This window comes from Virgibacillus subterraneus (assembly GCF_900110695.1).
GTDB lineage: Bacteria > Bacillota > Bacilli > Bacillales > Amphibacillaceae > Lentibacillus > Lentibacillus subterraneus.
The window spans coordinates 55,803-68,632 of sequence record NZ_FOEH01000008.1; the positions used below are offsets into that span (position 1 = coordinate 55,803).

Below are 12,830 nucleotides of genomic sequence, written 5' to 3' on the forward strand. Positions count from 1 at the left end.
AATGCGCTATAGGCAATGAAAGGAATCAAGTAGTGTCTTATCTCCCTGTTTAAGAGAGCTGATGGTGGTGGAAATCAGTCACAGATAAGCATGAATTACAATCCTTGAGCTTCTTTCTCGTAGTAAGGAGATTCTCTTTATGAAGGGAAAGACGGTAAATTGATCGTTAACAATCTTAAAGTGGTGAACTATTTTGTTTGTTCACAATATGGGTGGTACCGCGTGTTAAATCGTCCCTGTCGTTTATGACGGCAGTGGGCGATTTTTATTTTTTAGGGAGGTGATGCTTCTGGAGAAGCGGAAGCAGGTTGATGGTTTATGTGATAAGAAAAGAAATAAAACGAATCAGGAGGAATTAACTTATGTCTACAAATGAATTAAATGAACTACGCAATAAAATTGATGAAATCAACTTGGAAATTTTAACATTATTGAACCAACGAGCTGAAGTTGTGCAAGAGATTGGTCAGCAAAAGGAAAAGCAAGGTACAGTCCGGTTTGATCCTGTTCGTGAACGTCAATCACTTGATTTAATTGATGAGCACCACGACGGGCCTTTTGAGAGATCAACTATACAACATATTTTTAAGGAGATCTTTAAAGCAAGTTTAGAACTGCAGGAAGACGACCATAAGAAGGCATTATTAGTCTCACGAAAAGCACGTCCCGAAGATACAATTGTAGATATAAATGGCGAGAAAATTGGTAATGGTGAACAAGGATTTATAATGGGACCATGCGCTGTTGAAAGCTATGAACAAGTGAAAGAAGTTGCCCTAGCAATGAAGGAACAAGGCCTTACTTTAATGAGAGGTGGAGCGTTCAAGCCTCGTACTTCTCCATATGACTTCCAGGGCTTAGGAATAGAAGGTTTGCATATTTTAAGAAAAGTTGCTGACGAAGTAGGAATGTCAGTTGTTAGTGAAATTCTTACACCACAGGACGTTGAAGAAGCCTTGGATTATGTTGATGTTATTCAGGTAGGCGCCCGCAACATGCAAAATTTTGAATTACTGAAGACGGTAGGGAGAGTCAAGAAACCTGTATTGCTGAAAAGAGGTCTATCTGCAACAATTCAAGAATTTATTAATGCAGCAGAATATATTATTTCACAAGGAAATGATCAAATCATTTTATGTGAACGTGGAATTCGAACTTACGAAAAAGCAACAAGAAATACATTAGATATTTCTGCTGTACCTATTTTGAAAAAAGAAACTCATTTACCAGTTGTAGTTGATGTAACGCACTCTACCGGAAGAAAAGATTTACTATTTCCAGCGGCAAAAGCAGCTTTGGCGATTGGAGCAGATGCTATTATGGCGGAAGTTCATCCAGATCCTGCAGTTGCATTGTCCGATGCTGCCCAACAGATGAATATTCCTGAATTTAATGCGTTTATCGAGGAGTTAAAGGTCTTTAAAGGGAAACTAGCGTAAGGTTTATAATAGATTTTAAGTTTTCTTCCATTGCATGTAATATAATCTGCCAATTATTGCATGTATTATAGTTATATCGTGTATATCAGAGATATTGTACACAAATACAAACTAAATTTCTAAGAGTCTGAAATATACCAATTTTCATAGGTATATAGCCTTAAACAGGAATTTGAAAAGTGTGAATACTATGAGAATATATAAAAATACACTATAATTATAATTTATAAGGGGGAATAGTTAACGTGAAAAAGAAACTAACGTTATTATTTATTGCAATTATTTCAATCAGCTTACTTGCTGCTTGTGGCTCAAGTGAGACTAGTGGCGATGGAGAAGGAAAGACTTATTCGGTCGCTACGGATTCTAACTTTCAGCCTTTTGAATATAAGAATCCTGATACTGGTGAAATGGAAGGCTTTGATATTGAATTGATTAGAGCTATCGCTGATGAAGCTGGTTTTAATGTAGAATTTGAAACCATGGAATTTGATGGTTTACTTGCATCAATGAGAACAAGTAAGAATGATATTGGTATCGCTGGTATTTCTATTACGGAGGAACGTGAAGAGTTCATCGATTTCTCTGATAAATACTATGATTCTGGTTTAATTCTTGCAGTCCCTGCTGATTCAGACATTGAGTCAATAGAAGATGTAGGCGGATTAAAAGTTGGGGCGCGCCAAGGGTCGACAAGTAACGACTATTTAAAAGCTAATACCGATGCTGAAGTTGAAGCATATCCGGAAATTGTTACTGCATATATGGACTTGGAAAGAGGACGTCTTGATGCCGTGCTATATGATTTACCAAACGTGAAATATTATATTAAAGAAAATGCTCCAGATAAATTAAAAACAGTTGGTAAAGTATTAGAAGGTCAGCCATATGGTATTGCACTGCCGGAAGGATCAGATCTAGTTGAGCCTGTAAATGAAGGTTTAGCGGCTGTGAAAGAAAACGGAACATATGCAGAAATTTATAAGAAGTGGTTTGGAACAGAGCCACCAGAAACAGAATAGTCATCTTTGCAGACTACAAATCAAGCGTAACAAGTAATTGCTTGTTACGCTGTTTTATTAGCAGTTAAGAAAGTATAAATACTTTCTTACTGCATAAGTGCAACTAAGGCACTCGCCATTAAGGCTTGGTGAATGCCAAGTTTTCTAAAGGAGAGAGATACAGAATGATTTATACGACGTTTATGGAATCAGCATATGTTCAAAGTTTGCCTTTCTTAATAGATGGTCTGAAAATAACAGTAATGATTACGGTTATTGGTTTGTTTTTTGGGATGATTATTGGGTCGTTAGCTGGTTTAGGGAAACTCTCTAAAAACAAAATAATTAGAGGGTTTTGGTCGGTTTATGTTGAGGTTGTTCGTGGGACACCAATACTGGCTCAAGCACTATTTCTATATTATGGTGTTTCCGAAGACCTAATAGGTTTGAACATATCTTCATTTAATGCCGGTGTTATTGCAATAGCCGTTAATGCTGGTGCATATATTGCTGAAATTGTTCGTGGCGCTGTTTATTCAATTGATAAAGGACAGCATGAAGCAGGACGCTCGATGGGATTAACCGAAAACCAAACGATGCGTTATATTATTTGGCCACAAGCATTTAAACGAATGATTCCACCTCTTGGAAACCAATTTATTATTAGTTTAAAAGACACGTCTGTATTTTCAGTTATTGTAGTACATGATGTTGTGTTTATGGCAAAAGAATACTACAACACTACCTTTGAAATTTTTGAAACATTAGTTATGGTTTGTTTACTTTACTTATGTATCACAGTGCCAACAGCACTCTATTTGAACAGACTAGAAAGGAAGCTGGATGTATAAATGATTACAGTAAAAGATTTACACAAATCGTTCGGTGACTTAGAGGTGTTAAAAGGGATTGATGCTAAAGTTGATGAGAGTGAGGTTGTGTGCGTTGTTGGGCCATCGGGTTCCGGGAAAAGTACATTTCTTAGATGTATTAACCTTCTCGAAGATATCACAGCAGGAGAAATTACGATTGACGGAGATCATTTAACAGATCCAAACGTTAATATTAATGAAGTCCGCTCTCAAGTGGGAATGGTCTTTCAGCACTTCAATCTATTTCCACATAAAACGGTCTTGGAAAATATTACGCTAGGTCCTATCAAGGTAAAAAATCTATCCGAAAATGAAGCGAAAGATGTCGCACTTTCACTTCTCGAAAAAGTAGGACTATCTGATAAAGCAGATGATTATCCGGATAGTCTTTCTGGTGGACAAAAACAACGTGTAGCAATTGCCAGGTCTCTTGCTATGAATCCGAAAGTTATGCTGTTTGACGAGCCTACATCTGCTCTCGATCCTGAACTTGTTGGAGATGTGCTTGAGGTAATGAAGGATTTAGCAGAAGAAGGAATGACAATGGTTGTTGTGACACATGAGATGGGTTTTGCTAAGGAAGTGGGGGACCGTGTGTTATTCATGGATGAAGGAATTATTATGGAAGAGGGGAATCCACAACAAATTTTTGATAACCCTCAAAATCCTCGAACCCAATCATTTTTAAGTAAGATTCTCTAATTTAAAATCAATGGCAATCCCACTGTTAGCCTGGGATTGCCTTTTTGTTTGATGTCAAAATAGTATTGGCACAAGGAAAAATGCACTGGCTGCCAGCACGCCAGCTCCTAAATTATATGGAGACATAGCTTTTACATATTTCATATGATCTGCTTCAGCGATACCAGCAGACATTGCAGTCATTCCTGATACTGGCGAGGTAACATCTCCAAATGTTCCGCCTGATAATACTGCTGCCACGATTATAGGGATGGAAGACCCAGTTGCGACAGCTAATGTAAATGCAACAGGCATCATTAAAGCCCAACTTCCCCAAGACGAACCAATAAAGTAAGAGACAGTCGCTGTTGCAACAAAAGTAATTACCGGGACAAAAGTGGTGCTAATCGTATTGGACAGGGTATTTTCAATGAGTGTCGTTAAACCAAGGTCTTGTGATACCGTTGAAATTGGCCAAGCAACAATTAATATACCTATAGTGACAATAAGTTTATTACCACCTTTAATAAAATTATCCACTTGTTGAGCTAGTTTAAGACCTTGAAACAAATATAAAAGAAAGGTCACAATTAGTGTAAGAATCAATGCTACTAACATTGCTTTTGATGATTCTTCGCTCCCAATCATTAGAAAAAAACTCAGTGGTATTAAAGTTAATAAAGGAATTATAAGATTAATTAACTTTGGCTTAAGGGAGGGTTCCTGATCCATATCATGGTTATGTTCCATATTACCTTTCACTGCATTACCAGTCTGGTCTTTACTTGTTTCCGCTTTGTGATGGTGGGACATATCTTCCGCAAATTCTGTTTGCAAATCTGCCTTTGTGGAGGAGTGATTTCGAATTAGTTCCTTCATTGGACCCAAATTAAACTTGGGCATTATCGTGGCAAGTGCAATGAGAATAGAAAAGTAACTAAAAAATTGATAAGGAAGTGACTGCAAGTAAAATGAAAATGCTGATCCCTCAATACCAGTAGTGTCCATTCCATTTTGAACAACTCCGATAATAAAACCTACAAAGGTTGTTGCAATAGGAATTAACAAAACGACAGGACTCGATGAGTTATTTAACATGTATGCCAATCTTTCTTTAGCTATTTTATATTTTTCAGCTAAAGGTTTAATAATTGCTCCAGTAGCTACAACGCGAAAACCGCAATCAACAAATGTAACAGGCAATAATGCCCACAATGCGACAAACGTTTTCTGACTACTGTTAATATATTTTCCAACAAACTCTGCAAAGGCTTGTATCCCTCCTGACACCTGGATAAGAGCAACCAGACCACTAAAAATATATAGAAATAAGACAACGTGAATATTGCCGGAGGTGGTTAAAACACCTGTTATGTAATCAACGGTTTTAAAAAACGATCCAAAAAAAGAATGTGTTAAAATAAAACTGCCAATCCAAAGACCGATTAACAAGGATGGTATTACTTGTTTCGTCCATATAGCAAAAATAATTGCCGAAATTGGTGGGATCACTGATAACCATAAATCCATACTATCTCTCCTTTATATTAATGAAGAAAGTGGCTGGGACAAAAGTGTTTAAGTCAAAGTAAAATCCGAATTATGATTCAAACTCTTGAGATAGAATTCGAATTAGTTCGGATTTTTGCAGTTAAGAAAGTAGTTATACTTTCTTAACTGCATAAGTGCAAGTATGGCATTCACCAAAAGGCTTGGTGAATGCCTTGTTATCTAATGTTGCTTATTAGATATAAACTGCGAAGTAACATGGAAAAATACTCAACCGGGGCTCATAACTTCGATATGAGTGACCGTTTCTCACTATTTAAACAGAGTTCGGTTTCTCATAACCCTGATGAAGACCCGTTTCACGCTATTTGAATAGAGTTCGGGTTCTCATAACCCCGATGAAGACCCGTTTCACGCTATTTGAACAGCGTTTGTGCTCTCATAACCCCGATGAAGACAATTTTCACGCTATTTGAACAGCGTTTGTGCTCTCATAGCCCTGATGAAGATACTTTTCACGCTATTTGAATAGCGTCCGGGTTCTTATAACCCTGATGAGTGAGCCCATGACTAGTAAGACTGCGAAAGTGCTAGCTTGTGCAGATGTTGCATTGGTACCGGAGTGGTGCAAAAGAAAATTTTTACTGTGTCGCAGTTTATATCAACTACGTATTAGATCCAACCATTGATAATGAACGTTCTAAATAACCTATCCTGTTATTATTCGTCTTTAAAGTAGAGATTTTTAGTTATGTCCCAGCCTCTATAAAATTAAGAAGATACCATATTCCTGCATGCTTCCGCGCATTCACGACAAATTTTTGCACACTCCTGGCAATGGTTATCCTTAAATTTCTCACACTCGACTGCACACGCATCACAGATAGTCGCGCAAATCTGGCAGTGCTGATTGGCGAAAGTGCTGTTTCGAGACATGTAAGCTGCTGATTGAAAACAAATTTCAGCACAATCATTTAACGTTTGAATACATCTGATTCTAGCCTGAACATCTGGTTCTAGTAAGCAAGCGGTTGTACATTCTTCACACGCTCGAGCACACTTTAGACATGCTTCAATACAATAATCCATGTTTGTTGGTGATGCTGATAATACTCCCATTTTAAAACCTCCAAAATTTTAGTCGTTGTTAATATGTGTAACTCGAAACTATTTCATACCGTTTGTAGGTCAAAAGAATAATTTTGTTGCCCTTACAGCCTCTTTAAAAAAACAAAATCAATTATAAAAAATGAGCTTGGAGGATCCAAGCTCGTTTTAAGGTACATCACTAATATGTATCAATTGTGTATTAGTTCTTTTCTGTTAGATAACTAATAGCTCCTATAGCAATACCTAATAGCGCGCCGCCAGCTACTTCAATTGGCATGTGCCCAAGCAGTTCCTCAAGTTTTTTCTTGCGTTCTTTGTGGTAAATACCGGGATGCTCATTTGCAAATCTTTCTAACTGTTCGTTTAGTACGTTTACTTCCATGGCGATTTCACCAGTTTGCCTGCGAATTCCCATTGCATCATATACGACAATTAAACCAAAAATACTGCTGACACCGAATTCAATGGAAGGAACACCTTTTTTAAGTCCTACATAAGTGGTAAGAGCTGTAACTGCTGAAGAGTGGGAACTTGGCATATCACCAGAACCAATCAACCTTTTCCAATCCCATGTACCTTCTTCTAAATATTTCATTGGTACCTTCAGGAATTGTGCGGAACCTATTCCTATTAACGCCGTTATCATGGATCGATTTAACATATGGTCACCTCAAGATTAGGATGAGAAAAAAATCTGCATTTTATACAGAAAAGTAATTCTTATTATTGTTAACAGAGTAGAGAAGAAAGGGGTTCGTTGAATAAGAATACTTATATTAAATAGTTACAAAATTCTTTGACACAATGCAAATAATGATGTAAATTAATTAATATACGAACATTAATATTAAATAAATATAAAATATTCGTTTTTAGGAGATGTTAATATGGAGAATGCGTTTGATTATGAGGATATTCAATTAATTCCCGCAAAATGTGTGGTAAATAGCAGATCCGAATGTGATACAACTGTAAATTTAGGCGGGTATATTTTTAAAATGCCTGTAGTCCCAGCAAATATGCAAACTATAATAGATGAAAAGATTGCAATCTCCTTAGCCGAAAATGGTTACTTTTATATTATGCATCGCTTCGAACCTGAGACGCGTATCGCTTTTATTAAAGATATGATTTCACGTGGATTAATTGCATCTATAAGTGTAGGTGTAAAAGCTGAAGAGTATGATTTCATACAACATTTAGCTAATGAACAGCTTGCACCACAATTCATAACCATTGATATTGCACATGGACATTCCAATGCAGTCATTAAAATGATTGAGCATATTAAAAAATACTTACCTGAAAGTTTTGTTATCGCAGGAAATGTCGGTACTCCAGAAGCAGTAAGAGAGCTGGAACATGCTGGTGCTGATGCAACAAAAGTAGGTATAGGCCCGGGGAAGGTATGTATAACAAAGATAAAAACCGGATTTGGAACCGGTGGCTGGCAATTAGCAGCAATAAGATGGTGTGCAAAAGCAGCAAGTAAACCGATAATTGCCGATGGAGGCATTCGTACGCATGGCGATATAGCAAAGTCGATTAGATTTGGGGCATCTATGGTAATGATTGGTTCATTGTTCGCTGGACATGAGGAATCTCCAGGTGAAACGATTGAAAAAGATGGAAAGTTCATTAAAGAATACTTTGGCTCAGCTTCAGAGTTTCAAAAAGGCGAAAAGAAAAATGTAGAAGGAAAGAAAATGTTTGTGGAGCATAAAGGTTCACTTAAAGATACATTGATTGAAATGGAGCAGGATCTTCAATCAGCCATTTCTTATGCTGGCGGAAACAAACTGCAAGCAATTCGTAATGTAGATTATGTCGTTGTGAAAAACTCTATTTTTAATGGGGATAAAGTTTATTAAACTAACAGGCTCCGCTTTTTTATCGCGAAATTTGAAAGTTATAGATAACTGTAAGTGGACATACGATCCGCTATTTCGATAAAAAGTGCTATTGTGCGGATATGCGGACACAGTGGACCTTATCAAACATGTATTGACTTAAAAATGGGTATTTCTATTAAATAACGTCCCTGGTAGTGGATTGAGGGATTCACTTTGCTGATTTGATGAATCTCATTCCGTTATCCTCTAAAAAGCTCTCGTTCCACTAATTGTCTGTTTAAACCTCATATTCCATTAATATTATTCCCTTAGCGGAACGAGGCCTAAAAGTGCGTTCATGCGAGCTTGGTTGGATAAACTGATGCCGCTCTGTTTCCAGTATTGGTTCAGTATGTGTACCAATGAGGTCTTGACAACATCGTTTAAACCGGAGTCTAGCACCTCACCTTTAAGTTTCTCAAAACCTAGTGTAAAATTAACTTGGGACATCATAAATTCCTCCTCTACATTATTTTCGTGGTTGAAAACATTGTAATACGAGGACTTATGGTGTCCTTTCTTTTTACACAATTATATAGACATAATCGAATAATCGAACTAGAATCCGTCTTGCTGATTTGTCGGGTTCATATTCTGTTATTCACCTTTTGATTCTCTTTGATTCGGTAACTGATCTCTCATTCATATAACAACAAATATATATTAAATTACAGATTGAGTAGAATACTTAATAATAAATTGAGTTTCTCAGCATCAAGAAAATTTAATTCTTATATTATTTATAGTAAAATGTGATTAGCCACCTTACGTAAATTTTGTGGCCTGATTTTAGCAGTTAAGAAAGTATAAAAACTATCTTACTGCATAAGTGAACTAAGGCTTTTGCCATTAGGTTGGCGAAAGCCAAGTTTTCTAATATAGGTAAGTAAAGGAGTACTCATCGTGAAAATAGGGATTGATAAAATAGGTTTTTATGCACCTCATTTATATGTTGATATGAACAAACTGGCTGTCAGCAGAAATGTGGAGCCTGAGAAATTTACAATTGGTATTGGTCAGGAAAAGATGTCAATACCTCCAATCACGCAGGATCCAGTTACGTTAGCAGCAAATGCCGCATTGGAAATTTTGGATGCGAAAGATAAGGAAACGATTGACTTTGTTATTTTTGGTACCGAGTCAGGCATTGACAGCTCCAAATCAGCGGGCGTTTATGTTCATGACTTATTAGGGTTAAATCCATATGCTCGTGTTATCGAAGTAAAACAGGCTTGTTATGGAGCTACAGCTGGTCTTCAAATGGCAAAAGGACACATTGCATTAAATCCCGAGAGCAAGGTATTGGTATTGGGTTCAGATATTGCAAGGTATGGTTTGGATACGCCAGGAGAGGCAACTCAAGGGGCTGGAGCAGTTGCTATAGTAGTTAGTGCAGATCCTAACATTATGGCTCTTGAAGATCAGAGTGTTTATTTCACCTCTGATATTATGGACTTTTGGCGTCCCGTCTATTCAGACAAAGCTTTTGTTGACGGAAAATTGTCCAATGAACAGTATATTTCATTCTTCTCCAAGGTATGGGAGCAGTACAAGACGAAGACGGGTCTGAAACTAAATGACTTTGAGGCCATTTGTTTCCACCTTCCATATACAAAAATGGGGCTTAAAGCGTTAAGAACTGTTTTGGATGAGGGAACGGAAGATGTGAAAGAACGACTAGTAGCAAACTACAAAATCAGTACAAGCTATAACAGGAATGTAGGAAATATTTATACGGCTTCGTTATACTTAAGTTTTCTGTCTCTTCTTGAACAAAAGGATGATTTGGCAGCTGGATCAAGAATTGGGTTATTCAGCTATGGTTCCGGGGCAGTTGGGGAGTTCTTCACCGGTATTTTGCAGCCAAATTACAGAGAGCACTTATATGCGGGAAATCATAATGATTTATTTTCTGCAAGAAAAGAAGTAACCGTTTCGGAATATGAGGAAATCTTCCAGCAGACGCTGCCAACTGACGGATCAACCATCAACTTGGATATTAATAACGACCCGGCATCGATTTGTTTGTCAGGTTTGAAAGATAATAAACGGCAATATGTCAATAAGGTTAAATAGAACTAATGCGGAACTCTGGGTGGATATATGCTTCCCGGAGTTATTCGGTTTTGGGAGTATTGTAATTTAATGGTATTATTAAACTATTATCTCGGTGGGAAATATATACAAAGTTTTGAGGTGAATATATGGATGCAAATGCAATCTTCACTAGAGTGAAAGAACATACACCTAAAATCCTTGGAAGTGAAGGCTTTTCAAAATTTGCAGTACTTATACCACTTGTTGAGAAGGATGACGGAATTAATGTCTTATTTGAAGTCCGTTCACATTCTTTAAAAAGGCAGCCAGGAGAAATTTGTTTTCCCGGGGGAAGGCTTGATGACCAGGATCAAACAGAACAGGATGCTGCTATCAGGGAGACAACAGAAGAGCTGGGTATTAATAGGACTGACATTTCAGAGGTTCATCCATTAGATTATCTTGTTTCTCCGTTTGGAATGATTGTTTATCCATATGCAGGTTTCCTTGGAAGGACCGATCATATCGAACCAAATCCTTCAGAAGTAGAAGAAGTTTTTATGGTCCCACTGAAATTTTTCATGGAAACGGAGCCGGAAATTCATCGAGTGAACATAGGTATTGAACCTGAGGAAAATTTTCCTTATGAACTAATTGTTGGTGGCCGTAATTATAATTGGCGCAGCGGGAAGATTGATGAATACTTCTATACCTATGAGAAAAAAGTCATATGGGGTCTGACTGCAAAGATTATATCCCATTTCACTGCAATTATTCAGGATGTATAATTAATATTTCTATAATAAAAGCGTTATTTACCCCGATAAATAGATTTCATTAAATGGAGTCTTGATTGGGGTTTTTTTTGGCCAAATTTTCGTTGACACTAAAATGATTAGTGGTTATTATGGAGTAATTCCTACTAATTTTATAAGGAAAGGATGTTTTAAATGGTAACTAAAGTTCAGCCCATTGATGAAGTAAAAGATCCAGTACAACAGAATAGTACTGAATTAAATAATCCTCAAATGCCACTAATAATTGGGGGGCTGATCGTTGGGGCTATCTTAATGATTTATCTTATGGTTACGCAAAATATTGTTCAGCCATTACTACTTGTAATTGGCCTGTTGCTTGGATATACGCTGTTTCATGCTCGCTTTGGTTTTACATCAGCATTTCGCAGGCTTATGTCTGTTGGAAATGGGAAGGCGTTACGTTCACATATGCTAATGTTAGCTGTTGCAGTTACATTATTTGCTCCAATTTTAGCATTTGGTTATTCGTTCTTTGGAGGAGATGTTGCTGGATACGTAGCACCAGTTGGCGTTAGTCTCTTTGTTGGTGCCTTCATGTTCGGAATAGGTATGCAGCTTGGAGGAGGGTGTGCTTCTGGTACGCTTTATGCTGTTGGTGGTGGCCGCACTGTTATGTTCGTAACACTTTTATTTTTTATTATTGGTTCTACAATCGGAGCCTATCACTTACCATTTTGGACGCAAGAATTACCGGCCTTTGAACCTATTTCACTGGCAACATCTACAGGGCTAGGTTACGGAGGTGCCTGGATCTTATCGATTGCGTTGTTTGGTTTGATTTCTTGGCTTACCTTGGTTGTGGAAAAAAAGAAAAAAGCGCCTAAAATGGCATCTGTTCCGTCAACAACAGGCTGGAAGAGACTTTTACGTGGATCCTGGCCATTGTTCGCAGCAGCAATTGCATTGGCGGTTCTTAATGCGATAACATTAATGACTCGAGGTGCGCCATGGGGTGTTACTTCTGCTTTCGCATTATGGGGTTCTAAAGTAGCACAATTTCTAGGGAACGATGTAGCTAGCTGGGGATATTGGCAAAGCGCAAATGCCGCTGTACTCGAGTCATCGATTTTTATGGACTCAACCACTGTATTGAATCTAGGTGTTATTTTAGGGGCATTTCTTGCTTCAGCAGCGGGTGGGCTTTTCAAATTTACAAAAATAAACAGTAAAAATGTTGCCGCGGCTGTAATAGGAGGGTTGATGTTAGGCTATGGCGCTCGTCTCGCATTCGGTTGTAATATTGGCGCATACTTTGGCGGAATTGCATCATTCAGTCTTCACGGATACATTTGGGGAATCCTGGCATTAGCTGGAACCTTTGTAGCCCTATATCTCAGACCATTGTTTGGTTTGTCAGTACCTAAATCAAAAGATTCTTTTTGTTAATTTGTTATTAGTATCACCATGTGAGTTATTTGCATGGTGATTTTTTGGTAGTTAAGAAAGTAAATGCTTTCATATAATTTCTTTA

The 12,830-nt window shown here is 37.5% G+C and carries 11 protein-coding genes and 1 other annotated feature; of the genes, 8 read left to right on the top strand and 3 right to left on the bottom strand.

Annotation, left to right across the window (positions count from 1 at the left end; translation table 11 throughout):
- Positions 1-6: 6 nt before the first annotated feature.
- Positions 7-241, top strand: a binding site (T-box leader).
- 121 nt (positions 242-362) lie between these two features.
- From BMY13_RS17645 to BMY13_RS17660, 4 genes are all read left to right on the top strand, one after another.
- Positions 363-1,439, top strand: coding sequence for a bifunctional 3-deoxy-7-phosphoheptulonate synthase/chorismate mutase (locus BMY13_RS17645; protein ID WP_092506259.1), 1,077 nt, complete (start codon positions 363-365; stop codon positions 1,437-1,439).
- Positions 1,440-1,684: 245 nt separating this feature from the next.
- Positions 1,685-2,461, top strand: coding sequence for a transporter substrate-binding domain-containing protein (locus tag BMY13_RS17650; RefSeq protein WP_092493899.1), 777 nt, complete (start codon positions 1,685-1,687; stop codon positions 2,459-2,461).
- Positions 2,462-2,625: 164 nt separating this feature from the next.
- Complete coding sequence (locus BMY13_RS17655) at positions 2,626-3,291, top strand: amino acid ABC transporter permease (protein ID WP_092493900.1); 666 nt, start codon at positions 2,626-2,628, stop codon at positions 3,289-3,291.
- Positions 3,292-4,014, top strand: a complete 723-nt coding sequence (locus tag BMY13_RS17660; protein WP_092506261.1) for an amino acid ABC transporter ATP-binding protein — start codon at positions 3,292-3,294, stop codon at positions 4,012-4,014.
- A 54-nt stretch (positions 4,015-4,068) separates the two neighbouring features.
- Here the strand turns inward: BMY13_RS17660 and BMY13_RS17665 are convergent, their stop codons facing one another.
- The 3 genes from BMY13_RS17665 to BMY13_RS17675 all read right to left on the bottom strand — a co-directional run bounded on the left by BMY13_RS17665 (position 4,069) and on the right by BMY13_RS17675 (position 7,273).
- A complete protein-coding gene (locus tag BMY13_RS17665) occupies positions 4,069-5,523 on the bottom strand; it encodes a Na+/H+ antiporter NhaC family protein (RefSeq protein ID WP_092506263.1) in 1,455 nt (484 codons plus the stop codon).
- Between the two features lie 750 nt (positions 5,524-6,273).
- Positions 6,274-6,621, bottom strand: coding sequence for a four-helix bundle copper-binding protein (locus BMY13_RS17670; RefSeq protein ID WP_092493903.1), 348 nt, complete (start codon positions 6,619-6,621; stop codon positions 6,274-6,276).
- A gap of 190 nt (positions 6,622-6,811) precedes the next feature.
- On the bottom strand, positions 6,812-7,273 hold the full coding sequence (locus BMY13_RS17675) for a divergent PAP2 family protein (protein WP_092493904.1): 462 nt from the start codon (positions 7,271-7,273) through the stop codon (positions 6,812-6,814).
- Between the two features lie 226 nt (positions 7,274-7,499).
- Between BMY13_RS17675 and guaC the strand changes: the two genes are divergently transcribed.
- The 4 genes from guaC to BMY13_RS17700 all read left to right on the top strand — a co-directional run bounded on the left by guaC (position 7,500) and on the right by BMY13_RS17700 (position 12,745).
- The gene (gene guaC, locus BMY13_RS17680; protein ID WP_092493905.1) at positions 7,500-8,483 is read left to right on the top strand and encodes a GMP reductase; all 984 of its coding nucleotides are present in this window, start codon (positions 7,500-7,502) and stop codon (positions 8,481-8,483) included.
- Positions 8,484-9,407: 924 nt separating this feature from the next.
- Entirely contained in the window at positions 9,408-10,580 is a 1,173-nt protein-coding gene (locus tag BMY13_RS17690; RefSeq protein ID WP_092493907.1) for a hydroxymethylglutaryl-CoA synthase, read from the top strand.
- 128 nt (positions 10,581-10,708) lie between these two features.
- Positions 10,709-11,329 (top strand): NUDIX hydrolase, encoded by a 621-nt coding sequence (locus tag BMY13_RS17695; RefSeq protein ID WP_092506267.1) that lies wholly within the window; start codon positions 10,709-10,711, stop codon positions 11,327-11,329.
- Positions 11,330-11,491: 162 nt separating this feature from the next.
- Positions 11,492-12,745 carry a YeeE/YedE family protein gene (locus BMY13_RS17700; protein WP_092506269.1) on the top strand — a complete coding sequence of 418 codons (1,254 nt, stop codon included), beginning with the start codon at positions 11,492-11,494 and terminating at the stop codon, positions 12,743-12,745.
- Positions 12,746-12,830: the final 85 nt, after the last annotated feature.